The 24,442-nt window shown below is 37.0% G+C and carries 27 protein-coding genes and 4 tRNA genes; 13 read left to right on the top strand and 18 right to left on the bottom strand.

Translation table 11 applies throughout. The features are described 5' to 3' along the window. Window positions 1-21 precede the first annotated feature (21 nt). From blaIND to pepE, 4 genes are all read right to left on the bottom strand, one after another. Window positions 22-753, bottom strand: a complete 732-nt coding sequence (gene blaIND, locus J4Q03_RS03755; RefSeq protein WP_426046868.1) for an IND family subclass B1 metallo-beta-lactamase — start codon at window positions 751-753, stop codon at window positions 22-24. A 271-nt stretch (window positions 754-1,024) separates the two neighbouring features. Then, window positions 1,025-2,176 (bottom strand): sensor histidine kinase, encoded by a 1,152-nt coding sequence (locus tag J4Q03_RS03750; protein ID WP_426046867.1) that lies wholly within the window; start codon window positions 2,174-2,176, stop codon window positions 1,025-1,027. Between the two features lie 8 nt (window positions 2,177-2,184). After that, window positions 2,185-3,552 carry a D-alanyl-D-alanine carboxypeptidase/D-alanyl-D-alanine endopeptidase gene (gene dacB / locus J4Q03_RS03745; protein WP_426046866.1) on the bottom strand — a complete coding sequence of 456 codons (1,368 nt, stop codon included), beginning with the start codon at window positions 3,550-3,552 and terminating at the stop codon, window positions 2,185-2,187. Between the two features lie 118 nt (window positions 3,553-3,670). Then, complete coding sequence (pepE, locus tag J4Q03_RS03740; RefSeq protein WP_426046865.1) at window positions 3,671-4,363, bottom strand: dipeptidase PepE; 693 nt, start codon at window positions 4,361-4,363, stop codon at window positions 3,671-3,673. Window positions 4,364-4,556: 193 nt separating this feature from the next. Here pepE and J4Q03_RS03735 point away from each other — a divergent pair, with 193 nt between their 5' ends. After that, window positions 4,557-5,120: a tetratricopeptide repeat protein gene (locus J4Q03_RS03735; RefSeq protein WP_426046864.1), complete on the top strand. Its 564-nt coding sequence runs from the start codon at window positions 4,557-4,559 to the stop codon at window positions 5,118-5,120. Between the two features lie 69 nt (window positions 5,121-5,189). Here J4Q03_RS03735 and J4Q03_RS03730 read toward each other — a convergent pair whose 3' ends face one another. After that, window positions 5,190-5,678, bottom strand: coding sequence for a DUF1905 domain-containing protein (locus J4Q03_RS03730; RefSeq protein WP_426046863.1), 489 nt, complete (start codon window positions 5,676-5,678; stop codon window positions 5,190-5,192). 173 nt (window positions 5,679-5,851) lie between these two features. Between J4Q03_RS03730 and fsa the strand changes: the two genes are divergently transcribed. Next, window positions 5,852-6,505: a fructose-6-phosphate aldolase gene (fsa, locus tag J4Q03_RS03725; RefSeq protein ID WP_307209089.1), complete on the top strand. Its 654-nt coding sequence runs from the start codon at window positions 5,852-5,854 to the stop codon at window positions 6,503-6,505. A gap of 88 nt (window positions 6,506-6,593) precedes the next feature. Here the strand turns inward: fsa and J4Q03_RS03720 are convergent, their stop codons facing one another. The 4 genes from J4Q03_RS03720 to J4Q03_RS03705 all read right to left on the bottom strand — a co-directional run bounded on the left by J4Q03_RS03720 (window position 6,594) and on the right by J4Q03_RS03705 (window position 10,559). After that, window positions 6,594-7,151, bottom strand: a complete 558-nt coding sequence (locus J4Q03_RS03720; protein WP_426046862.1) for a sugar O-acetyltransferase — start codon at window positions 7,149-7,151, stop codon at window positions 6,594-6,596. Between the two features lie 119 nt (window positions 7,152-7,270). Beyond that, complete coding sequence (locus J4Q03_RS03715) at window positions 7,271-8,179, bottom strand: GLPGLI family protein (protein ID WP_426046861.1); 909 nt, start codon at window positions 8,177-8,179, stop codon at window positions 7,271-7,273. Window positions 8,180-8,237: 58 nt separating this feature from the next. Further along, complete coding sequence (locus tag J4Q03_RS03710) at window positions 8,238-10,187, bottom strand: M56 family metallopeptidase (protein WP_426046860.1); 1,950 nt, start codon at window positions 10,185-10,187, stop codon at window positions 8,238-8,240. Window positions 10,188-10,193: 6 nt separating this feature from the next. Beyond that, the gene (locus J4Q03_RS03705; protein WP_306843065.1) at window positions 10,194-10,559 is read right to left on the bottom strand and encodes a BlaI/MecI/CopY family transcriptional regulator; all 366 of its coding nucleotides are present in this window, start codon (window positions 10,557-10,559) and stop codon (window positions 10,194-10,196) included. Between the two features lie 334 nt (window positions 10,560-10,893). On the opposite strand from J4Q03_RS03705, the gene J4Q03_RS03700 reads away from it, so the two are divergent. Then, window positions 10,894-11,475 (top strand): hypothetical protein, encoded by a 582-nt coding sequence (locus tag J4Q03_RS03700; protein WP_306843066.1) that lies wholly within the window; start codon window positions 10,894-10,896, stop codon window positions 11,473-11,475. A 477-nt stretch (window positions 11,476-11,952) separates the two neighbouring features. Here the strand turns inward: J4Q03_RS03700 and J4Q03_RS03695 are convergent, their stop codons facing one another. Continuing rightward, on the bottom strand, window positions 11,953-12,399 hold the full coding sequence (locus J4Q03_RS03695; protein ID WP_426046859.1) for a GNAT family N-acetyltransferase: 447 nt from the start codon (window positions 12,397-12,399) through the stop codon (window positions 11,953-11,955). A 90-nt stretch (window positions 12,400-12,489) separates the two neighbouring features. On the opposite strand from J4Q03_RS03695, the gene J4Q03_RS03690 reads away from it, so the two are divergent. The 5 genes from J4Q03_RS03690 to J4Q03_RS03670 all read left to right on the top strand — a co-directional run bounded on the left by J4Q03_RS03690 (window position 12,490) and on the right by J4Q03_RS03670 (window position 16,345). Then, a complete protein-coding gene (locus tag J4Q03_RS03690; RefSeq protein ID WP_426046858.1) occupies window positions 12,490-13,938 on the top strand; it encodes a PLP-dependent aminotransferase family protein in 1,449 nt (482 codons plus the stop codon). A 96-nt stretch (window positions 13,939-14,034) separates the two neighbouring features. Next, window positions 14,035-14,748 (top strand): 2OG-Fe(II) oxygenase, encoded by a 714-nt coding sequence (locus tag J4Q03_RS03685; protein ID WP_426046857.1) that lies wholly within the window; start codon window positions 14,035-14,037, stop codon window positions 14,746-14,748. 3 nt (window positions 14,749-14,751) lie between these two features. Next, on the top strand, window positions 14,752-14,994 hold the full coding sequence (locus tag J4Q03_RS03680) for an Ada metal-binding domain-containing protein (RefSeq protein ID WP_426046856.1): 243 nt from the start codon (window positions 14,752-14,754) through the stop codon (window positions 14,992-14,994). 268 nt (window positions 14,995-15,262) lie between these two features. Then, window positions 15,263-16,030 carry a GLPGLI family protein gene (locus J4Q03_RS03675; RefSeq protein WP_426046855.1) on the top strand — a complete coding sequence of 256 codons (768 nt, stop codon included), beginning with the start codon at window positions 15,263-15,265 and terminating at the stop codon, window positions 16,028-16,030. Between the two features lie 24 nt (window positions 16,031-16,054). Further along, complete coding sequence (locus J4Q03_RS03670; RefSeq protein WP_426046854.1) at window positions 16,055-16,345, top strand: hypothetical protein; 291 nt, start codon at window positions 16,055-16,057, stop codon at window positions 16,343-16,345. A gap of 372 nt (window positions 16,346-16,717) precedes the next feature. Here J4Q03_RS03670 and J4Q03_RS03665 read toward each other — a convergent pair. The 4 genes from J4Q03_RS03665 to J4Q03_RS03650 all read right to left on the bottom strand — a co-directional run bounded on the left by J4Q03_RS03665 (window position 16,718) and on the right by J4Q03_RS03650 (window position 17,125). Beyond that, a tRNA-Met gene (locus tag J4Q03_RS03665) sits at window positions 16,718-16,790 on the bottom strand. 39 nt (window positions 16,791-16,829) lie between these two features. Further along, window positions 16,830-16,902, bottom strand: a tRNA-Met gene (locus J4Q03_RS03660). 39 nt (window positions 16,903-16,941) lie between these two features. After that, window positions 16,942-17,014, bottom strand: a tRNA-Met gene (locus tag J4Q03_RS03655). A 38-nt stretch (window positions 17,015-17,052) separates the two neighbouring features. Continuing rightward, window positions 17,053-17,125: transfer RNA gene (locus tag J4Q03_RS03650), tRNA-Met, on the bottom strand. 102 nt (window positions 17,126-17,227) lie between these two features. On the opposite strand from J4Q03_RS03650, the gene J4Q03_RS03645 reads away from it, so the two are divergent. The 5 genes from J4Q03_RS03645 to J4Q03_RS03625 are packed head-to-tail and all read left to right on the top strand — an operon-like array spanning window position 17,228 to window position 20,556. After that, entirely contained in the window at window positions 17,228-17,839 is a 612-nt protein-coding gene (locus J4Q03_RS03645) for an L-threonylcarbamoyladenylate synthase (RefSeq protein ID WP_116010546.1), read from the top strand. A 30-nt stretch (window positions 17,840-17,869) separates the two neighbouring features. After that, complete coding sequence (locus J4Q03_RS03640; RefSeq protein WP_426046853.1) at window positions 17,870-18,571, top strand: CPBP family intramembrane glutamic endopeptidase; 702 nt, start codon at window positions 17,870-17,872, stop codon at window positions 18,569-18,571. Between the two features lie 4 nt (window positions 18,572-18,575). Beyond that, the gene (gene yaaA, locus J4Q03_RS03635) at window positions 18,576-19,334 is read left to right on the top strand and encodes a peroxide stress protein YaaA (protein WP_426046852.1); all 759 of its coding nucleotides are present in this window, start codon (window positions 18,576-18,578) and stop codon (window positions 19,332-19,334) included. Further along, window positions 19,335-20,186, top strand: coding sequence for a peptide chain release factor N(5)-glutamine methyltransferase (gene prmC / locus J4Q03_RS03630; protein WP_426046851.1), 852 nt, complete (start codon window positions 19,335-19,337; stop codon window positions 20,184-20,186). It begins immediately after the preceding gene. Window positions 20,187-20,196: 10 nt separating this feature from the next. After that, window positions 20,197-20,556, top strand: a complete 360-nt coding sequence (locus J4Q03_RS03625; protein WP_426046850.1) for a DUF4180 domain-containing protein — start codon at window positions 20,197-20,199, stop codon at window positions 20,554-20,556. 167 nt (window positions 20,557-20,723) lie between these two features. On the opposite strand, the gene J4Q03_RS03620 is transcribed toward J4Q03_RS03625, so the two are convergent. From J4Q03_RS03620 to J4Q03_RS03605, 4 genes are all read right to left on the bottom strand, one after another. Further along, window positions 20,724-21,716 (bottom strand): NAD-dependent epimerase/dehydratase family protein, encoded by a 993-nt coding sequence (locus J4Q03_RS03620; protein WP_426046849.1) that lies wholly within the window; start codon window positions 21,714-21,716, stop codon window positions 20,724-20,726. Further along, entirely contained in the window at window positions 21,713-22,498 is a 786-nt protein-coding gene (locus J4Q03_RS03615) for an SDR family NAD(P)-dependent oxidoreductase (RefSeq protein ID WP_426046848.1), read from the bottom strand. The genes J4Q03_RS03620 and J4Q03_RS03615 overlap by 4 nt, the downstream gene beginning before the upstream one ends. Before the next feature lie 142 nt (window positions 22,499-22,640). Further along, window positions 22,641-23,750 carry a helix-turn-helix domain-containing protein gene (locus J4Q03_RS03610; protein ID WP_426046847.1) on the bottom strand — a complete coding sequence of 370 codons (1,110 nt, stop codon included), beginning with the start codon at window positions 23,748-23,750 and terminating at the stop codon, window positions 22,641-22,643. A gap of 31 nt (window positions 23,751-23,781) precedes the next feature. Then, a complete protein-coding gene (locus tag J4Q03_RS03605) occupies window positions 23,782-24,435 on the bottom strand; it encodes a rhomboid family intramembrane serine protease (RefSeq protein ID WP_426046846.1) in 654 nt (217 codons plus the stop codon). Between the last annotated feature and the right edge of the window lie 7 nt (window positions 24,436-24,442).

Genomic DNA, 24,442 nt, shown 5'->3' with positions numbered 1-24,442 from the left:
TTCCCGCTTTTTCTGTATTCTTTATGGAGTACTTTGCTTATGCAAAAGTTCAAGAGTATGTTTTACATGATCATTGCCTTTCCATTCATCGTGGCCGGGAATGACCTTGGCACTGGAAGGATATTTAGCCTGCAGGTTTTTCATCGTCAACGGCCATTGCTGTATATTGGCTTCTCCGGTATAGCCAAGATCAACAGCAGAACTGCTTTTCACCAGGCAGCCGCCATCCAGAACATTATATTTTGGAAACCATACCACTACATTATCTGCCGTGTGGCCTTCACCCAGGAAATCTACAATAAATTCTTCTCCTCCTATTTTATATTTCTTTCCGGTTTTTATTAAATTATTTGAAGTTGCTTTGCCTTCTTTTTTCAATAATTCGTTGGTTTTAGCAGTAGCATAAGTTTTGATTCCTTTATTATTGTAAAAGCTCAGATCTCCGGCCCTGTCAGCATGTGAATGCGTTGCAAATACAGCAATTACCGGTAAGTTATGGCGCTTTTTTATGGTATCCATAAGGCTTTGATACTGGGTTTTCTGCCACGGAACATCAAACAGGACAACTCCTTTTTTCGTGATCAGATAAAGTGCGTTGGTTGAGTATTCTTTACCTCCAAAAACCCCAAATGTTTTATACAGATAGAGTTTTGAATTTAAAGGCGGTTCAATAACAAAATCGCGTACCTGTGCATAAAAAAAATTAGCCAGGAATAAAAACAACGCCGTAAAAGCCTTAACACTTTTCTTCATAATTTTTTATAGTATTTAATTGTTAATCAAAAATATAGATTGGAGTGGAATAATTGGAATCAATTTGTATCCGGAAGAAGTGCAAATCTATTTATTATTTACTGAAACCGGCTCACATCAAAAGGGGTTTAACTTTTTTTTATACTATAAAAACACTGAAAATCCGTTCTAATTCTTTTTTGGAAATAGAATAAATTTGAAAATTCGAACATAAAAGGAATTAATAAAGACTGGTTTGGAACTGGCTTATTTCGGCAATAAAGCTTGTGATTTACGCTTTCCTTATTGTTATTCTGAATGTAGTGCCCTTTCCTACTTCAGTTTGGGAAATTTTAATATCTCCGTTATGATATTCGTGAATAACCCTTCTAGCCAGTGAAAGCCCCAGTCCCCAACCTCTTTTCTTAGTTGAATAACCTGGTTTAAAAGCATTTCTTGCCTGCTGTTTTGTCATTCCGCTTCCGGAATCTTTCACTTCGATCAGGATATTTTTATTTCTCTCAAAAATGTACATATCCAATGTACCTTCTCCTTTCATGGCATCTACAGCATTTTTTACCAGGTTTTCAATGACCCAGCTCATCAGGATTTTGTTGTGGGGAACAAGAATAGTATATGTTGGAAGATGGAGACTGAAATTTATTTTCTTGGAGATTCTTGTTTTCAGGTAATTGTAATTCTCTACAATGGTCTCATTGAAATTCATGTCATTGAGTTCCGGAACGGATCCTATTTTAGAAAAACGCTCGGAAATAGTCCTCAGCCTTTCAATATCTTTCTCGATCTCGTAAATGCCTTCGGACTCCGGATTATCCAGCTTCATAATTTCCATCCAGCCGATCATGGACGACAGAGGAGTTCCGATCTGATGGGCCGTTTCTTTGGCCAGCCCGGCCCAGAGATAACCTTCATCCGTTTTTTTAATTGTTCGCAGAAACCAGAATGAAAACAGAAAATAGCACAGAATAAAAAAGCCCAATATAAAAGGAGAATATCTCAAATCATTAAGTAACCTTGAGTTATCATAATAAACAAACTGATTATTTCCATCAGGTATTTTTATTTCAATAGGCGGATAGCTTTTCGCCATTTTTTTAGCCAGAAGAGTGATCTGAACAGGGTCGTTTTCTATTTCCTGCGGAATATTCTTATGAACCATAGGCCGGTCATCCCTATCCAGCACAATCATTGGAATCGTGTTGTTAGAACTGTATATTTTGAGAATCAGTTCCTGAACTTCCAGGCTGGGAGTTACTTCCTGCTGAAATTTCAGCGCACTTACCAGAATATCTACGCGCTTGATTTCCTCTTTCCTGAGAAAGTTAATAAGAATCGTTGAGGCCACCACAATAGTGACAACTACTAAAGTCATCAGTAAAAATATAATCCAGTTATTCAGTCTGGTAAGTATGGATTTCCTCAAGCTGTTTTTTATTTTAAGACATTCAGAATTTTCTGCAGTTCTGTACTTCCGCTTCCCTGATAGTTATTAATGATGATTGAAAATACATATTTTTTACCGTCTTTTGCTGTATGATATCCTGCAAAAGATTTGGTATCCCTCATTGTTCCGCTTTTCATCTTTATTCCGTCCTGAACCGGGAAACCGTCGTAATAAACATCAAACCAAGGCTGTTTCTTTGCATACAGCAAAGCCTGAACTTCAGCTTTGGCAGCAACATAATTTTGCGGCGAAAGTCCGCTTCCATCAGCAAAATTGATCATATTCGGGTTGATTCCTTTAGATTTCCAGAAGTCTTTTAAGTAGGCAACTCCGTTCTTAAAGCTGGAATTCCCTTTCTTTTCTTTTCCTAAAGTTTTAATTAAAGCTTCCCCATAAAGGTTGACACTTTTCCGAAGAAACCAATAGACTATTTTATCTAAAGTTGGAGACTCATAGCTGGAAATTATATTTTTGGGAGCTCCCGGCATCACTTTTCCTTCCAGTTCGAGCTGTGAGCTGGTGGTTATTTTTCCGGAGAGTTCAATGCCTGACTCTTTAAGCCATTGCTGTACTTCTGCTCCCAGCTGCATTGGCGGATTGGGAACAGCACCGGAAACCGTAACTGTTTTTCCAGCTGGCAGTGTACCGTTGATTAATGCTACCTCAGAATGTGGTGCAGTAAAAATCAGACTCTGATCAGAACTTCCGCCTGTCTTCAGGTCATTCAGCCATTTTACATTTTCAAGCGGATAGGAAAAGCCTTTAAACTCTGTCCCGTTAATATTGATATCAAACTGATTTTCTCTCCAGTTGGTTCCCCAGATTCCTGCACCGTAATAGTTGCCGAGATCATCCCAGGGCCAACCTCCCGGAATCGTCTGATGGTCAAAATAGGAATCATCAATTATCAGATTGCCCGAGATCTTTGTGATTCCTGAGCTTTTAAGAGCATCAATGAGTTTCTTTTTAAAATTTTCAGGTTTGTAAGCTTCATACCTCCAGCTTCCTAAAGTGGGGTCACCGTTTGAACTGATAATGAAATCTCCGTTCACAATCCCGGCAGACAAACTTCCGGAATAACCTGCTGTTGTTTTATAGGTGTAATTTTCCCCCAATGTTTCAAGAGCAGCTCCTGCAGTGAAAATTTTCTGCGTAGAAGCTGTTGACAGGCCTTTATTACCCTGATATTCGTAAATAAATGTTCCGTTTTCATCGGTAACATAAAATGATAAGCCGGACGAAACAGCTCCCGAAGATTCCATAAGATCTTTGGTGGCTTTATCCAGTTTCTGCGCAATATTCTGGGCAGACAGTACCTGAACCGACAGTATAAGAACTGCAAGTGTTTTTTTCATTGCAAGGCTTTTATAAATCTAAACTTTATAGTCACGCTTCCCGGAATATAATTCACGAAGCGTCCATTATTCAATTCCTGATCAAATATAATAAAAATAAGAGCTTGTTTTTGACAGCTTAAAGTATACTTCCCGCCTCTATTTCATAAGGTTCTTTATCTTTCTCAAAGATTCTTGTCATTTCGCTGCCTTCTACTGTGATTTTATCTCCAGTTCTCCGGATCCAGTTTCCTTCACGAAGCCCGATTACTTTCGTGTCATTCTGCGTCAGGAATTCTCTGATCCTGGTTTCCCTTGTTTCTCCGTTATGCTTTAAATCAGGGTTTGGGTCCAGATAATGTGGATTGAGATTGAACGGAACAAGTCCCATACAGTCGAAACTTGGCGGATAAACAATAGGCATATCATTCGTGGTTTTCATATTCTGACCTCCGATATTGCTTCCGGCACTGCATCCCAGATAGGCTTTTCCGCTTTCAACATTTTTCTTCAGAACAGACATCAGGCCTTCCTCATGCAGTGTTTTTACCAGTAAAAAAGTGTTCCCTCCCCCTGTAAAATATCCCTGTGCATGATGTAAAGCTTCTGTTTTATTTTCAAATTCGTGAAGACCTTTTACTTTAATGTTGATGGTTTCAAAGAAAGAACGTGCCTTTGCTGTATAATCGTCATGGGAAATTCCGCCGGGCCTGGCAAAAGGAATGAAGATGATTTCATCAACTCCTTTATATAGTTCAATTAATTCTTCTCTTAAGTATTCTAAATATTCTCCTCCGAAAATTGTGGAAGTAGACGCTAATATGATATTCATACTGGGAAATTATAGTGATTATTAAAAACGGTTCAATTACAAAGATAAACTCAATCCCTGACGAATCAAAAATTAAGCTAAAAAAAATAGTTTATCCGTTAATATTCTCTAAAAAAACTTAAAGGCTCTAAAATTTAATTTTTTGTGGAATTATTATTGAATTTTAGAATTCAGTTTTAAAAAATGTAAGATTATGAAAATGAGTAAAATTAATATCAAAAATTTGTTTTTAGGGTTAATACTTGCCGGAACTGCAAGCCTTGTCAATGCACAGACTACTAAAGTGGACAGTGCAAATAATACAACAAATACGGCTGCTACAGCGCAGGCAGGAAGCAATTCAACTATTGACGGTCTTAAGAAGCAGATTGAAGCCAACCCAAAAGATACGGAAGCACTTTCAAAGCTAGCGACAGCTTATCAGGAAGCTTCAGACTGGACAAATGCGGTTGAAACATGGAAAAAAATATCTGTTTTACTACCGGACTGGGCTCCGTCTTATTACAGCCAGGCCTATGCCTATCAGTCTGCTAAAGATGATGCCAATGCCAAAATTGCTTATGAAAAGTATATTGCCACTGTAAAACCTGCAGAAGTAGAGCAAAATAAGAAAAATCTGGCGTATGCTTATTTTTATCTTGCCTTTACAGAACAGAAAAGTGACCCTAACAAAGCAAAAGAACATATTGCTAAATCTCTAGAATATGATCCTACCAATCAGGACGCTCTAAAACTTAGCAAAGCTTTAAATTCATAAAAAATAAATCCGGAAAATATTTTCCGGATTTTATTTTTCCCTATCGGCTTTAATTCTCAACAACTTATTTTAATCAATTTTCTTACCGAAGAAATCCGTTTCTCCATGGAGATGCCGGATGATCTTTTCGATATTCCTATCGATGCTGGCATCAGTTTTCAGATTGTTGATATACCGGATCAGTTCATGTTTCCTGGACGGGATCAGGTTTTCAAAATTGCGGGTGGCTACAGCACTTCCTTTAATAGCTGCATCCAGTTTGGGATGAATAGAAATTGTCCGGTCTGAATCATCAAATTCAATAAAAACTTCAATCATTTCTCCTATTCTTTTGGGAGAATTTTTTAGCATTAAAAGATTTACATACAGTCTCCATTCCCCTAAATATTTCATCAGGTTCTGTCTGAATTCTTTACCGTTTACCGTTCCTTTTACGGGAACAGGGCTTTTATCCTTCCCTGCGGCCTTGAAAATTTCAGTTAAGATCTCTTCAGGAACAAAAACAAAAGGATTGATACCGATAATTTCAAGTACGGCTGTAAAACTGCTGTTTTTCATGTTTAACAAAGATAATATTTTATAGTGAATGAGTTATTTGATGCGAGGTTGTGAGATTCGGGTAACTTCTAACTTCTAACTTCTAACTTCTAACTTCTAACTTCTACCAAAATTAAAATTTTCCACTCACAAAGGGAATCATTATCTTTGCAGGAATAAATCTATCGAACGAAATGAAATTTTTTATTGACACAGCCAATTTAGAGCAGATCAAAGAAGCAAGAGACCTTGGAATTTTAGATGGGGTAACTACCAATCCTTCATTAATGGCAAAAGAAGGAATCCAGGGGAACGAAGCGATCAAAAATCACTACAAAACGATCTGTGAACTTGTAGACGGAGATATTTCTGCTGAAGTACTTTCCACTACATATGAAGAAATGATTAAGGAAGGTGATGAATTGGCCGCCATTCACCCGAATATCGTGGTAAAGATCCCGATGATCAAAGACGGAATCAAAGCTTTAAAATATTTTTCCGATAAAGGGATCAAAACAAACTGTACGCTTATTTTCTCTGCAGGACAGGCTCTTTTAGCCGCTAAAGCAGGAGCTACTTATGTTTCTCCTTTCTTGGGAAGATTAGATGATATTTCAACTGACGGATTAAACCTTATCCAGGAAATCAGATTAATTTTTGATAACTATATGTATGAGACTGAGATTCTGGCAGCATCTATCCGTCACTCTATGCACATCATCGACTGTGCTAAAATCGGGGCAGATGTGATCACCTCTCCACTTCCTCCGATCTTGAGCTTGTTGAAGCATCCTTTAACAGACAGCGGATTGGCTCAGTTTGTAGCAGATTCTCAGAAATTAGCTTAATTATTGAAAAGCTATTCAGATATACAATCCCGGAACTTTTTCGTTTCGGGATTTTTTTATTGTAACGGATGCAATTCGTCTTCCCAGTTTAATCGATATTTTTAATAATCTTACATGGATTTCCCACAGCGACAACATGATCAGGAATATCTTTAGTAACAACACTTCCCGCTCCTATCACCGTATTATTCCCGATAGAAACCCCGGGCAGAACCACTACATTACCTCCCAGCCATACATTATCTCCTACTGTGATCGGATGGGCATATTCCAGCCCTTCATTTCGCTGTTTTGCATCCAGCGGATGGCCTGCGGTATAAAAACTGCAATTCGGACCGATAAAAACATTGTCCCCGAATTTCACTTTTGCACAGTCTAAAACAGTGAGATTATGATTGGCATAAAAATTCTCTCCCACTTCAATATTGTAGCCGTAATCGCACCAGAAATTAGGTTCGATACAAATATTTTCTTTTGTGCTTCCGAGAATTCTTTTAATCAATCCGTTTCTGTTCTGCGTATCCGAATTTTTCAGCTGATTGTACTCCAGGCACAGATCTTTGCATGCCATACGTTCACCGATCAGCTGCTCATCATAGTTGGCATTGTACAGAAGTCCGGCCTCGCATTTTTCCTTTTCTGTCATAATATTTAGATTCAAGGTTTAAGGTTTAAGGTTTAAGGTTTATTAAAGATACGGACAATAACAAAAAAACAGAATAGTCATTAATAACCATTCTGTTCTCTATTAAAAAATTATGCAGATTACTTCACCAGATCAGGTTCGATCGGGTTGTTATTTTTCTGAAGCGATTCTTTGGTTCTTTTTTCCATTTCCTTGAAGACCTGGTTGGGGTCTGACAGCTCTTTTCCGTCTGGAGTTTTCATTTTAAAGGCTACTTTTGTATTTGAATCGCCTCCATTTCTCATCAACATTTCTCTCATATTTTTAGTTGGATCATTTACGTAGGCTTTCCATACTTTTTTATACTGGTCTTTTGTGATTTCAAGTTCTTTTCCGCCCATTCCCATTATTCTGATATTATCCGGAAGTTGTGCGTCTTTTTCCTCTGAAGGATTCTGTATCGTTTTATTTCCTACCAGTGTCATGATATGTGAGCCTGTTGCATCCTCCATCTTTACGATAAGCCCCGGAAGGCCATAGAATTTATAGGGTCCGTCCTGAAAAGGAATATCTGCCGAAAACCAGGCAGTCCATTCTCTTCCGCCATAGCTTGTAACAGCTTTCTGGGCGTTGTACTCCCCTATTTTCTGTTTTTCAGGAAGAATTTTCCATTCAGGCCTTTTATCTTCCACTACTTTATATTTGTCTGTACTTATCGTTGTGAAAAGATAAGTTTTGAAATCGGGGTAGCTTTTTGTCACTTTATAAGATACCTGACCGGGTTTTTCTCTTCTGTTGATACTGATATTGCCACTGCCTGAATTTATCTGTTTCTGCACCTCTGCCGCGGAAGTGGAATCTGAAACAAATTTATCGTGGCTGTAATAGGATGATCCGGTTTTATTGATATCCAAAAGCATCATTTCCTTTTTCACGTCTTCTTTATTATTGGAATCGGGAATGAATTTATATTCATAAAAAAACCTGTTGGTCTGGGCTTGGGATAGTATGCCCAGAAGCAAAAAAAATAAAATTTTAGTTTTCATCATAATTTGAATTTAATAATAAAAAAGCTCTGCCAATAACATTGACAAAGCTTAATGATACTTATTTTTTTGTCTGAATTCTTATTTCGCCACGTCTGATATTCGCTCCATTTTCTTTGTTAATGGTAATGCTTGCGATATTTTCGGGTTTTACTGCATCCATTTCACTTTTGGTTATTTCTCTTCCATCCAGGAAAATCTTAGTATCGTCCCAGCCATTCACTTTGAACTTTTTCACGCCATTCATCGCAATCATTCCGTTGGCATCTTTCTTAATATAATCTGCTTGCAGCTCCATGGTTCTGTTTAGTGAACCCGGTTGAACAGTATTGGTACTTTTGTAAAAATAAACATTTCCTTTAGCTCCCTTTAAGGCATCCAGTCTGGCTTTTTCACCTGCTTTTCTTGCTTTTTCTCCTTCAAGCCTAGCTCTTTCACCGGCTATTCTGGCCTGCTCACCTGCTATTCTTGCGGCTTCGCCGTGTATTCTTCCGAAATCTCCTGCTTTCATGGCTTCAATTCTGGCTTTCTCTCCCATTTCTCTGGCCTTTTCGCTTAATTTCATGGCTTCGATGCTCGCCTTTTCTGCTCTCTTACTGGCTGCTTTCCTTTCTCTGATTGCTTTTCTTGATACTTTCGAATCTCCTGAATCCCAATTTTGAATATTGTTAAATTTCATTACCCTTACCCTCGGAGCATTGGGAGCTGCAGGAGGTTCCGGAACGTCCGGGAAGTCTATATCTAAATTTGAAAGATCCGGCATTTCCACGTCAAGTTCCTCAAGGGCTTTAGTCTTGTTTTTCCACTCATCAGATTTGAAGAAATCATTTATTCTTTTTGCTTCTGCATGGGGAATGGTAAAAGCCATTTTAAAATCATCAGAATTGGTAATTCTTCCTATTTCACCTGAAAGCTCACTGATTTCATCCACTTTCTGCTGAAATTCTTTGCTTTCCGGCTTCAGGGATTTTAAAGCTTTACTTTTCTCTTCTATTTTCTTTCCAAGTTCTGCTATTTCTTTCTCACTGTAAGATTCTTTGAAGAATTTTGGGCTTATGATTTCTCTTTTTTCAGTTTCCTTAGGGGTTATGGTATCTCTTTTGATCTGAGAAACGGCTTCTTTAATCGCTGTATTGGTTTCTTTAATTTCTTTGTTCTTGGCATTCACCATATAGGCGAAAGCTACTGAAAATAAAACCGGTAATGCAAAAATTCTCCGCGCATATCCGAATTTGGTTTTTGGTTTTTGTAACATTTTGAGTCGTTTTTTTAGATTTGAACTGAGAAACGGACTGGCAGCAGGCAACTGTGTTCCGGAAAAGTGGCTTACTAAAAGCATCTGCGCAAATGCTTTGGTATCCGATTGTTTTACGGCCTTTTTATCGGCCAGGTATTCGTGGATCAGACTGATCTCTTTTTTAATGATATGAAAAAACGGATTGAACCAGAAAACAGAGGTAATGATCTCAATAAAGATCTTATCGAATGAATGTTTCTGTTCAATATGAACCATCTCATGTTTTAAAATCTGTTCTCCCACATCAGAATTCAATGTGATGGTGTTTTTCCAGAAAAGATTTTTAAAATATGAAAACGGTGCTTCTGTCAGGTCTGTACGGTAAAAGTTGATCCCGTCAAAACTTTCTTTTTGAAACTGCTTTTTAAGCTTCTGGATCTTGAGGATCCCAAAAATCAGCTTCCCTATAAAATAGAGAGAAACCAGTCCCAAAGCTGAAAAAATAATTCTAAAATAAATGTGGCCATTGTCTATGTTTTTTTCTGTATTAAAATTCTGTATCTTATCTAGGAGCAAATACATATCACTATTTACTTCTATTGTAAAATCATCTACCCTGATCAGGGGCAACAGCAGGGATACGACCATTGCAAACAGGAGATAAAATCTGTTATAATGATGAAATGTCTTGTCTTTTAAAGACAACTGATAATATAAAAACATTACACCGGAGCATACAATTACTTTTCCCAAGTATAAAAACACAGTTTCCATGATCAGTTAGTTTTTCTTTTTGAGTTCGTTCAGAAGCATTTCGAGGTCTTCCACGGTCATTTCATTCTTTTCTACCAGGAAAGAAACGGCACTTTTATAAGAACCTTTGAAATAATTTTTTACAAGACTTTTCATGGTTTTCCCGGAATACTGTTCTTTGGTAATCAACGGGAAATATTCATGCTGCCTTCCATATACATGATAGTCTACAAATTCTTTGTCCTTTAATACTTTTAAAATGGTAGAAACGGTATTGGTATGGGGTTTTGGTTCCGGAAAAAGGTCCAGAATATCTTTCAGAAAACCTTTCTCGAGTTTCCATAAATACTGCATCACCTGTTCTTCTGCTTTTGTTAAATTCTGAATTTTCATATCCTGTTCATTATCATTAAAATGATATATCATTTGATAAAATTCTATATCACTAAGAAATTAGTTATACAAATGTAGAAATAAAATCGAATCAAACAACTATTTTTTTAGTGATAAAAGATCAATTAATATAATCAACTGATAATCAATGTAATAAATTATATTAAAATATGTTAAATTTTTAATATACCTCTTTTATTGCCTGTTTAATCTACATAAAAAGTCAGCATAAAGCCATAAATTCTTAAAACTTGTTAATTTTTATTAAATAAAATTAAAATGAATTTGTTTAAAGTGAGAAAATATATTTATTTTAGTGCTTTAAAAATTTCTCATGAAAAGATATAACTTATTGATTGTACTATTACTGCTTATTTTTAATGTGACTACAGCTCAAAAGAAAAATTCTCCGGCTGCAGACCTCAGTATCTTAAAGGAAACGAAAACGAAGATCGAAAACACTGTTCCATTGGTAATCAAGCACCTTCAGGCTATCGCTGATAAGGAAGGTGACAACAATATCGTTGCCAACGGAAAGACTGCTTTAGGAAAAGAATATGGTATTCTGGAATCTGAATGGTTCCTGTACAGAAATAATATGAAGAACTGTATCCTTAACAATTCTTCCAAGAAAGCTAAAAAATGTATGGAATATCATACGCAGTACCTAAGAAATACATTCATCAACTACAACAATTATATCTCAAACCTTACAAGAAAGAACGGATACCTTGGTGTGGAAGGGGATACAAAATTTGATTTCAAGCCGGCAGAAATCAGTACAAAATTAAGTGAAGCTTATTTCAGTGCCAGTGATGCGGCAGGAAGAATGAAAAGTGGGCAGAAAAAAGAGTTTTTGGAACAGACCATGTCTGAGGATAACAAGCTTACGCCTTACGGTCAATTGGCTCAATAAAATATTAATCTAAACAATAAGAAATCCTGCTTTTTAAAGCAGGATTTTTGTTTTAAATACATACATTACAATTTCCCGGCCCAGAAACATCATCAGATTGCTCAAACTTACATAAAAAAGAGAACTGCAAATGCGGTTCTCTTTTTAGTTAGAATATATACAATACATTAATCATTATTATATTCTGATGAAAAATCAGGTGTGTTATGAAAAAGTCTCCGCCGGAATGTTATGCACTATTCATAAAAACATTCAGAAAAAGTAGAAAAATGAGGCGGAGATCTTTAACATAAATAAACTCTGACTCCAGTTTCCTGATCAGTAAGAGCAATACAAAAGTAAGCTTCAGATCTATTCCGGTAAAAAATATACTGTAGAATTAAATAAAGCACTTTGTAGAAGTAATACTACTTTGAGATAACAGTATAATTGATGGCATGATCTGATGATGTATGTTCATCTGCTGATTGCTATACCCTACTTCCACCAGTGATAATAATTGTGAAGCCCGTCATACTCAAATCCACAACGCGGATACAAGGCATTTCCGATATCATTGCTTTTTTCTGTTTCAAGCATCAATCCACAGGCATCCGTTTCTTCACACCATTGTTTACTCCGGTCTATAAGCCCTACGGAAATTCCTTTTCCTCTGTAATCCGGATGTACAAAAAGATCACTTAAAAGCCATTGTTTCTGCAGTCTTGTGTAATGGAACAACTTATAGAGCTGTACAAAACCTATGGCTTTTCCATCAGCAAATGCCAGAAAAATATCTGATTCATTATTCAGAAATCTTTCTTTAAGGAATATTTTCCCTTTTTCTACATCAGATTCCTGACGGTAAAAAATGCGGTAAAGGTTGAAGAGTTCTGCAGTTTCGTTCAGGTCTTCAAGGCCTGCTTTCTTAATTGTGTAATTCATCTCTTTAATTATTTTAAAATTAACAATGCAAAAGTATTTTGAAATAGGACTACATTTGTACTCCAGATATTAAACAACTGATAGTCCAGCATGCTTCCATTCGAACACATCATCAACATTGATAAAGAAAACAAAATTGCAGTTTACAGACAGATCGCGGTTTCTATTATTACAGCCATAAGAAACGGTGTGCTAAAACCACGTTATCATCTTCCCGGAACCCGGGAACTTTCAAAAGCATTGGGAATACATCGCAAAACAGTCATTGCAGCCTATGATGAATTACATGCGCAGGGGTGGATTACGATCATTCCAAGAAAATACACTGCTGTATCCGACCATATCCCATTACTGAAGCCTCAACGATGGAACGCAGCGGATGCAGTCCCTTCTTACGAAAACAGCTTCAGTCTTCCGTTCAGACGGATTGATGAAGAAATAGAAAAATCACGATCTGGATTGCTTCCTGAAATCATTATTGACGACGGACATCCTGATGTAAGGCTTTCACCAATTGATGAGCTTTTGAAAACCTATCGTTCGTACACATCCAAAAGACACACCATCAAAAATGCCAATATCGGGACAGAACAAGGCACTTCAAGGCTTCGGGAAGAGCTGGCCCATTACCTTTGCGAAACAAGAGGTCTTACTATAAGTTCAGAAAACATACTGATTACTCATGGTGCACAGATGAGCATTTATCTTGCCGCACAGCTTATTCTGGGACCTGATACCTATGTCATTGTAGGATCGCCCAATTATCCGGCTGCCAATGCTGCATTTGAGCAGACCGGTGCAAAGCTTATAGAAGTACCTGTGGATGAGAACGGCATTAACACCGAAGATGTTGAACTGATCTGTAAAAAGAAAAAGATTAGTGCGGTTTACGTTATTCCCCACCATCATTATCCTACCACAGTCACGCTCAGCGCTGCCAGGAGAATGAAACTGCAGGAGCTGGCGGCTACCTATTCTTTTGCAATTATTGAAGACGATTATGACTATGATTACCATTATAACTCTTCACCGTATCTTCCTCTGGCTGGAAGCGGCCATAATGGAAATATTATTTATATCGGATCTTTCTCCAAAATCCTGGATCCTTCTCTCAGAATCGGTTTTATGGTGGCTCCAACAAACTTTATTGAGCAATGCACAGCATTACGGAAAATCATTGACGTAGGTGGTGACGGCTATATGCAAAATGCGGTGGCTTTTCTGATCAGGGAAGGTGAGCTTAAACGGCATCTTAAAAAGGCAAAAAAGATCTACCATCAACGCAGAGACTTTCTGGACGGTTTATTGAAAAACAGATTAAGTCCATATATTTCCTATGCTCTGCCATCTGGCGGAATGGCTTTCTGGATCAGATTGTCACCTGAGTATCCAGTACGCCATTTAATAGAGATTCCACAGTTAAAAATTTTACGCACTGATGAAAAACTGAATGCTTTCCGGTTTGGTTTTGCTTCAATGGATGAGAAGGAATTAGAAATAACAGTAGATTTTTTAAAAACAGCTTTGGATCGTTTCTGATGATCAATAGATTTTAAGTCAGTCAAAAAATACAGCATGTTCCGGATTTTATAAAAGCAATGAGCTTCAGAAATTTGCATTATAAAATGTAAAATAATGAAGAACATCATCCGGAGAATTGAAAATATAGACTGGCAAGACGTCACTGAAGCCCTGCATCAAAAAGGATATGCCGTGATACCCGGTTTATTATCAGATAATGAATGCGAAGCATTAAAATCAGATTATGACAACGTGGACTTATACCGCAAAACGGTTGTTATGGCCCGCCACCGTTTTGGATTGGGTGAGTATAAATACTTTAATTATCCGTTGCCAGATTTGATTCAAACAATAAGAACAAGCATATATCCGCATCTGGTTCCTGTTGCCAATGCTTGGTTTAAGGTACTTAGGATTGATATGGATTTCCCATTGGAGCATACGGCATTACTTCAGCAGTGCCATGACAACGGCCAGCGGAAAGCAACTCCTTTAATTTTAAAATATGGAAAGGGAGGTTTTAATACTTTACATCAGGATCTTTACGGAGATATTTACTTTCCAATTCAACTCGTTTTGATGTTAAATGAGCCCGAAAAAGATTTTACTGGCGGAGAATTTGTCCTTACCCAACAGATTCCCAGAGCACAGTCCAAAATTATTGTCCTCCATCCTAAGAAAGGTGATGCTTTGATTTTTACCACCAATTTTAAACCTGAAAAAGGAGCTAAAGGATATTACAGAGTAAATATGAAGCACGGTGTGAGTGAAGTAAAAGAAGGCAGCCGTTGTACATTGGGAATTATTTTTCATGATGCCGTCAGTTAACAAATGGAGCAGCATACTGAACTATCTCCCGATGTTTTAAGAAGCCGGATCAGAAGCGGGGAAATTAAATTCGGGGGAAACCGTAGACTAAAAATTTACGGAATGCTCCACTGCTCTTCCGGTAAGAGGATGAAACAGGAAAACAGGGTCTTTTTTAAATCTGAAAAAGAAGCAATAGAAAATAAGTACCGCCCATGTGGACACTGCATGAAGGCGAAATATAAGCTATGGAAAAATAAAGAATAGGTTTTGTATCCTTGATGAAATTGTTTCATTCATCATCCCGACGTTGAAATAAGTATGCAGTTTTCAATAAAATCTTTCATTTTTCTTGTAAAAATATTTTTCTTGAATGAATATTTTTCTCGAGCTTCTATAAAAATAAAAAATATTTCACTCAAAAATTTCATTTCCCTTTGTTGAATTATACATAACAAAAAAGTTTTAGAAAACATGAGTTCCCGTAATTGTGAATAAGTTTTATATTGTACATTGCATTATAATAAATAGATAAATGAAAAAGATATTATATTCATTTTGCTTAATCCCAAGTTTTATTTTAGCACAAAATAATAAGGCTGTCATTGAAGTTAACTATGAAACCAAACTGATTTCCGACAGCCTTAACAGAGACAAGGTAAATATTTATGCTTCAACTTTACTGTGCAATAATGTGGAATCAGTTTATTTTAGTAGAGAAGCTAAAGCATTTTATAACGGAACATCAAAAGAAACGATAAGTACAAGTGCAGGTGCAATTCCTAAATATCCTAAATCAGTTGGAAGCGTGTATAAAACAAAAGAAAATTTATTTGTGTCCCTTCCAGTTGGTAAATACATATTTACTTATGAGGAGCCAAAGTTGCAGTGGGAAATCTTAAACGACACAAAGGATATAAAAGGTTTTAAATCCCGATTAGCTAAAGCAACAACCGACACTGGTGATATTTATTTTGCCTGGTTTACAAATGATATTACCATTCCCGATGGACCATTTCGATTTAAAGATCTTTCTGGGTTGGTTCTTGAAGTCTATAATAAAAATAAGACAATAGAAATTTACGCAACAGATATTAAAAAATCCAATGAATCAATCGAACCATTAAATTATGGGAATGATGTGAAAACAAAATCTAAACAACAGTTTTTAGAGGCGAGAAAAAATTACACCGAGAACCCATCAATGTATAACGGAAATTTAAAGGTTGTGGATTCTAACGGAAATGACAGAACAAAAACAATGTCAGATCGATTAAAAAAAATGAACACTTTTCTTGATTAAACTTTAATTTTAAATATTTTGTCTATGAAAAAATTACTTTTTGTGGGCGCATTAGCCCTTTCAGCATTTACTTTTGCAAATCCAAAAGATGAAGCAAAGCCTGAGGTACAACAAGAGAAAACAACAGAGGTTAAGGAACTTACCCAAGAACAAAAAAAAGCATTAGCTTTAATGTTTCAAACATGGTCAGTTTCCTATACTAATTCATGTGGAACAACAAATACAGTTTTTTTCCAATCTGATAACCCAGATGGAAGCCAAGCGTTTATTAGAGAGTTAGCCTTTGCGGTGAACTCTACATATGATATTTGCTAATTGTTTTAAATTCAAAGAAAAAAGAGTCCGTTTTCACAAGTTGTGAGACGGACTCTTCAATTAAAAATTTCAAATTATTCCTTCAAACACATAATAAAAACAGAACGATTGAGATTTATGCTATTGTTATCAGGAAATCAGAAGAAATAATAGAGCCCGTTAAACTATGGGAATGATGAATATGGAAACGAAAAAACTAAAAAGATGACCGATCGAGTAAAAAGCCAAACTACTTTTCTGGATTGAAATCTGATCTTGAAACTGCTTAATATTTAATTGAAACCTTCTCTGTTAATTTGCAGATCATTCCGATTTCATGTATTAAAGATATAAAGCAAAAAGAAGCAATAATTTATTGCTTCTTTTGTCTAGTAGCGGGAACCGGACTCGAACCGATGACCTTCGGGTTATGAGCCCGACGAGCTACCTACTGCTCCATCCCGCGGTGTATTTTTAGAGTGCTTACCGAAAGCACTTAACTTAGTAGCGGGAACCGGACTCGAACCGATGACCTTCGGGTTATGAGCCCGACGAGCTACCTACTGCTCCATCCCGCGGTATATTTTTAGAGTACTTACCGAAAGTACTTAATTTAGTAGCGGGAACCGGACTCGAACCGATGACCTTCGGGTTATGAGCCCGACGAGCTACCTACTGCTCCATCCCGCGGTGTATTTTTAGAGTGCTTACCGAAAGCACTTTCTTAGTAGCGGGAACCGGACTCGAACCGATGACCTTCGGGTTATGAGCCCGACGAGCTACCTACTGCTCCATCCCGCGATATTGTGAGTGCAAAGATACGGCTATTTTTTGAAAATCCTAATTTTTCTTTTAAATAAAGGACTTTTATGAAAACTATTTTATTATTTGTATCTTTGTTTTATGGCAAAAATACTGAAAATTTACCCTGACAACCCTCAGGAAAATCTTGTGAATGAGGTTATTAAAACCTTACAAAACGGCGGACTGATTATCTATCCTTCCGATACGATCTATGCTCTGGGATGTAATATTTTTGACATAAAAGCCATGGAAAAACTGGCCCAACTCAAAAAAATCAAGCTGGAAAAGTCTCAGTTCTCGATTATCTGCAACGACCTGAGTCATCTTTCAGATTTTACAAGACCTATTGACACCTCAGTCTTCAGGTTTCTGAAAAGCCACCTTCCCGGACCGTTTACCTTTATTCTGGATGCCAACAAGAGCCTTCCTTTGGCGTATAAAAATCATAAAACCATTGGTATCCGTGTTCCTGACCATCCGATTCCGCAGCTTATTGTGGAAAAACTGGGCCATCCAATTGCTTCAACATCTATAAAGGACGATGACGAAATCATTGAATATTCTACAGATCCGGAACTGATCGCTGAAAAGTATGATCATCTGGTGGATATTGTCATCGATTCCGGATATGGTGACAATGTAGCTTCCACTATTGTGGATCTTACCTCAGGAGAACCTGAAATTATCCGTCAGGGAAAAGGAATTATTTAATTTGAAAGTTAAAGCGATCGTTTTTGAAGTATGAGTTGGTACGGTAAATATGCAGTAGGTATTCTTTTTACCTTTGTACTTCTTGCTGCGGTGATGCTTTATATCTTTCCGGTTATTTACTTTATTACAGGAATAAAGGGAATTACATCAACCAATTTTTTTTATACCAGGATTGCTCTTTGGGTGGTTCTTGCTTTGGTCTTTCTTTATAATTTCTCCGTAGAAAAAATGCCTTTTCTGCTATGGAAAGAGAAAAAATATCCTGTATTATTTTATATTAAAACTTTTATTAATTTATATCTGATCTGTGCTTTAGGCAGTGCCTTTCTTAACCTTATTATCCAGGTTTTTGTCCAGGAAGATATAAGCAGAAAGCTGATACAGATCTCATCACTTTTTAAGAACAATTATTGGCTGATTGTCTTTATCTGCCTTACCGCAGGTGTTGTAGAAGAATTTCTAATGCGGGGATATATTCAGCCAAGAATTGAAAAAATATACAATAACCAATATCTCGGCATTTTAGTTTCTGCTGCGTTATTTGGAATTTTACACAGCACATACGGAACGGTAGCCCAGGTCGTAGTCCCTTTTTTTATCGGAACCGTTTTTGCTTTATTTTATAAAAAATATTCAAACATTAAGATCCTGATCATCTCTCATTTTATGTACGACTTTGTCTCTATGATGATCATGAATTTTATTGATACTAAACATTTATCTGTATTCTAACATTATGAAAATTATAACTTCTCCAGCGAAACTGATGAACGTTGAGAATTCAACCGACTTATTAAGATCAACAACTCCAAAATTCATCGAAGAAGCTGCATTCATCCAGTCTTATCTGAAGCATAAATCTCCGAAATACCTTTCGGAACTCATGGAAATATCACCTAAACTGGCCGATGAGAACTGGGAAAGAAACCAGAAATGGAAAGCTAAGCCAACGGCAAAAGAATCTGCTCCTGCTCTATTTGCTTTTACAGGAGAGGTTTACAGAGGGCTGGATGCAAAAACTCTGGATAAAAATGCTGTTGATTATTTACAGAAAAACCACAGGATGCTTTCCGGATTGTACGGTCTGCTGAAGCCTTCTGATAAAGTAATGCTCTACAGGCTGGAAATGGGACGACACTTTGAATTCGATCAATACAAAAATTTATATGAATTCTGGAGAGAAAAGGTGACAAAACAGTTGAACTCCGAGATGAAAAAAGGTGAAATCCTTCTTCACCTGGCCAGCAATGAATATGGAAAAGTAATTGACAGGAAAAAATTAAATCATAAAGTCATTGATTTTGATTTCTATGAATTAAAAGACGGAAAACTGAAAACCATCGTTGTCTATACCAAGCATGCAAGAGGCCTTATGGTAAGATTTTGTGCGGAGACCAATGCCAAGACCGTGAATGACGTGAAGGCATTCAATTATGAAGGTTATCTGATCGATGAGGAAAAATCTACAGACACTAAACTGGTTTTCACAAGATAAATGACAATATCAGCATTCAAAAAATATTTTAAAACTGAGCTTTCCGAACTTTATAACGATTCGGAAACTTCTTTTTTATGCAGTGTTTTTATACAGAAAATTACAGGTTTTGACTCGTTTCATCAGAGAAGACTGACGGACCAGGAACTTCTTATTGATGATGAAAAACAACTTATCCAGGCTGTTTCAGACTTAAAAACCGGAAGACCATATCAGCAAATCCTTGGGGAAACAGAATTTTACGGAATGGTATTTTTTGTGGATAAGCATGTCCTTATTCCGCGTCCTGAAACGGAGGAGCTGCTTGAAATAGCAATTCATACCATCAAAAATTCAGAATTAAATGTTCACGGTTTAAAGATTCTGGATATCGGAACCGGAAGCGGTGTGATTCCACTGGTCTTAAAAAAATATTTTCCCGGAGCAGAAATTTCATCCATTGATTTTTCTGAAAAAGCTTTGGAAACGGCTAAGCGAAATGCAGAACATCATCAGCTGGAGATCAATTTCATTCATGCGGATTATCTGAACTTTGAATTAACAGAAAGTTATGATATTATCATTTCCAATCCTCCCTATATAGGAATTGAAGAGGACACTGAAATTGCTGATTCAGTTAAGGAATTTGAGCCAAAAATGGCGCTCTTCTCCCCTGTTCAGGACGCTTTGATCTTCTACCGTAAAATTGCAGAAGATGCTCAACAACATCTGAAAAACAAGGGCTTTTTATTTTTGGAAATCAATCAGAAACTTGGCCCCGAAACACTTGAATTATATACCGGATATTTCTCTGAAATCCAACTGATCAAAGATTTATCTGAAAATGACCGTTTTATTATGGGAAAGAAATAAAAATTGAATCATGGAAATCATCGCACACTCTGTCAACGAAATTAAAATAGCCGAAATTGTTTCCGATGAAATGATCATTCAGTCTGCTCAGGATGGGTTGGATCTTCTCGGAAATGTTTATTATCAGGGCTTTGATAAGGTAATCATTTACGAAAACAATATCACTCCTGAATTCTTTGATCTTAAAACCAAAATGGCGGGAGATATACTGCAAAAGTTCTCTAATTACCGTATAGGACTTGCCATCGTAGGAGATTTTGAAAAGTATCAAAGTAAAAGCATCAGAGATTTTATTTTTGAAAGCAATAAAACGAAGCATATTAACTTTACTGAAACACTTGAAAATGCTTTGGAAAGGCTGGGAAACTGACAACTATTTCAAAAAATATACATCTGCTCTTATACCCCAAATCTGTGGGAATATTTTTAACGCAAAGTTTTGCTATTCTTACTGTTTATTAAAGAATGCAAAGATGTGATCAACAAGTTGATCTGATGAAGCAGATGGATAAACAGGACTTTATATATTCCAGTTATTTATATCGGTCTTTCAATTTCAACTTCCTCTTTTTTCTTTTCAAAAAAGCGGATCGCATCTTCAACTGCCTTATCAACAGGTTGATACCGAAGCCCTAATTCCTCTGAAGATTTCCGGTTCGAGTAATAATTATTGATTATTAAGGCTTTCATATTTGGAGAGCTCAGACTCGTTTTTATCTTCAGTTTTCTCATCATATCTCCTATTATTCCCAATACAGCCAACGCTGAGTTGGGTAACGGGATCATAACGGGAGTCTGCTCTGTTATGGTATTCACTTTTCTGAAAAACTCTCTGTAAGTAAGATTTTCATTAGCCAACAGGTATTTCTCACCGTCCTTTCCTTTTTCAACGGCTTTTATAATTCCTTCGGCCACGTCTTCAGCATGAACAAAATTTTTTCCGCCTTTTGGATAGAAAACAAACTTCTTATTCCATGTCCAAAAAATGATTTTCCCTGAGCTTGGCTTGCGGTCATAAGCGCCGATCATGAAAGTAGGATTCACAATAACCACTTTTGTTTTCCTGCTCTGCTGCAAAAGGTAATTCTCAGTTTCCAGTTTGCTTTTAGCATAGTATGAACGGGTAAATGGATATCGCTGCGGAGCTTCTTCATTTCCCAAGACCGCAGAATTTCCATAGCCTAAAGTGTTGGCCGTACTTACGAACAGGAATTTTTCTGCTCCGGCGGCCTCTGTTTGAGCAAACAGATGAACCACAGCGTCATAATTCGTCTTTCTATAGTCTTCATAATGCAGCAGGTCCTGACTGGTTTCAGCCGCAATATGGATAACCGTATTCACCTCCTGCAGATGTTCTGAAATATCTGAAAAAAGATCTCCTTCTATGAGTCTGAAATTTTCATTTTCTTCGCCCATCCAGCTGCTTTTCTTACGCACCAGAGCAGTAACAGAATAATCATATTTTAATAATTTAATGATGGTATTGGTACCCAGAAGCCCTGTGGCTCCGGTCACAAAAACTTTTTTCATGCTTCAATCTCTTTTTTAATGGCACTGGTCATCAGAGGCAGTTTGATCCATATCGGCAGGATCTTCATGATCAGCCAGCTTATGGGATTCACCATAATAACGGAATCTTTTCTGAAAAGTTGCCTGATGCAATACACTGCTACCTTATTCGGATCCAGGAGGGTAAGCTTTCCTAAAATGCCTTGTTTTTCAATTCTTTTACAGACATCAACGTTGGTTTTCATTGCTCCCGGATTTACCACACTTACAAAAACATTGGTGTCTTTCAGCTCTTCATGGAGTCCTCTTGAGAAGGAATGGATAAAGGTTTTGGAAGCAGGATACACTGTTTTAAAGCCTATGGGAGAAAAAGCGGCCATGCTGGATACATTCAGAATATACGCTTTGGGCTGTCTCAGCAGATTGGGCAGCAGCTGATGGGTAATCAGTGAGGTAGCGGCTACATTCACCTGTAAAATGGTATTGATATAAGATGGCGAAGCATCTACAAATTTCTTCGTGCCTCCAAGTCCTGCATTATTGATCAGGATATGAATTTCAAAAGACCGGTTCAGCCATTCGGTAAGCTTCATAACATTTTCATTCACGGAAAGGTCTGTTTCATAATAATGCGCTTTGATCTGATAGGCCTCTTCAAGCCACTGGGACAATTCCTTTAAATGCTGTCCCGGAAGACTTACCAGAATAACATTGATATTCTTACTGGCCAGATTTTCAGCAAATGCTTTTCCCAGTCCCTGACTCGCTCCCGTTACTACAGCATATGATTCTTTGGTATCCATAAAACAATTTTATGATGCAAAGCTATCCTGAAAAGTATCATTGAATGTTCAGGGTTATCTGAGTGAACCTATTTTTCAGTTAAAAGAAAACAACCGTAATATATTGATCTTAAATCAATTAATTAAAACAGAACGTTAAAACTTATAAACCCGAACCATTTTTATACTCAGAAGGAGTCTGATCGGTCAGTTTTTTAAAAGTAGTATTGAAAGAAGTTTTGGAATTGAATCCGGATTCATAGACAATTCCTAAAATTGACAGTTTGCTGTGAGGATCTTTAAGAAGTTTCTTCGCATATTCTATTCTGTATTCATTCACGTACTGGAAAAAGTTCTTTTTAAATCCGGTATTGATCACATAGGACAGATGATGGGTGGAAATAGACAGGAGCTCAGAAAGACGGATCAGATTGAGTTCACTGTCCAGATAAGGCTTTTGCTTGTCCATAATTTCTTCCAGCTGGTTTTTAATCTTTATCAGTTCGTCATCGGAGATCAGCTTTTTCTTTACTTCTTCGGTTTCCGGATCTTCATCAATGGAGATCAACTCTTCGCGCTGTTTTTCTTCCAGGGGATAAATTTCTTTCTGTTTTAAAGAATAATATCCAACAAAATAAATAACCAACAGAAAAGCGCCGTTAATGAAAAAATTCAGTGCAGTGGAATCATAGAATAAATTATAAACTACGTAGACAATGTTGATGATGAAAATAATAACCGTAATATATTCCAGCCAGTTCAGATTGATACCTTCCGTATTCGCAGAAAACTGCTGGATCCTTTTTTTGTGCTTCCGGATAGTGAAATAGGAAAGACTGGTATAAAATAAGGTCTGAAAAAGAATTAATCCTATAAAAACAAAATTAAAAACAGCATCGTTTTCGAATTCTCCAAAGCGCTTTACTATAATATTGATCCAAAAGATGACAGGCAGAATCAGATATTTCAGATCTGAAACTTTAAATTTAAATGAAGGATTGGTATAAAGTAACACACTGAAATAAAATATGATTGGCGTCAGAAACTGGATTATCTGGACGGAAATGATGGAGTGAACCTCTACCGGAGCATCGTTCACCAAAGTAAGAACCTCATCCAGCCAGAAACTAGACCATAAAAAAAGAAATATCCCAAACCAAAAATTGGCCTTTCTGTTCACCCTTAAAGGATTGGACAGTTTCAGTAAAGAAAGCAAGACCAATGAACCATAGATTAATACAACGATGAAGCGGTTTAATTCTGATGTGTTCATTGGTCTTGATATTTTGATTAAAGATAATCTTTTATCCTATTCTTTTCCTGACGAAAATTTCGTAGCCCAGATAGATCAGCGGAAGCGACATGATACCCAGATACAGCGCATTGTGTATGGCAGCATCCGGAGCTACAGCCACTGCATAAACCAATCCGAAAAACGCGCCTCCAAGATGGGCAGCATGTCCGATATTATCGTGCTGTCTTGGGTTCATCATCATATACACAGAATATCCAAAATACAGCAGTCCGAAAATATACCCTTTAACCGGAATCGGAATAAAGAAGATATAGATACCGATATCAGGAATCATAGCTATAGATGCGAATAATATTCCCGAAACGCCTCCACTTGCCCCTACTGCAGAATACCACGGCTGTTTCTGGTAAATGTAAAGCGAGAGGAAATTCCCCAGCAATATGGAACCCAGATATACAATCGTGAAACCGAGATTTCCGAAAGTCTGGATAACAATGGGACCAAAGAAATACAGTGTCATCATATTAAACACCAGATGCATAATGTCAGCATGCAGAAACCCTGATGAAAGCAGACGGATGTATTCTTTTCTACCCAGAATGGCTCCTACACTGAATTTATATTTCTCAGTGATACCTGGATTATTGAAGGCAACAAAACTGATAATGGCCGTAATTATAATAAATAAGATGAGAATATTCATAATTTTA

Source organism: Chryseobacterium sp. NFX27 (assembly GCF_049887855.1).
GTDB lineage: Bacteria > Bacteroidota > Bacteroidia > Flavobacteriales > Weeksellaceae > Chryseobacterium.
This window is presented reverse-complemented; position numbering and strand designations above follow the sequence as displayed.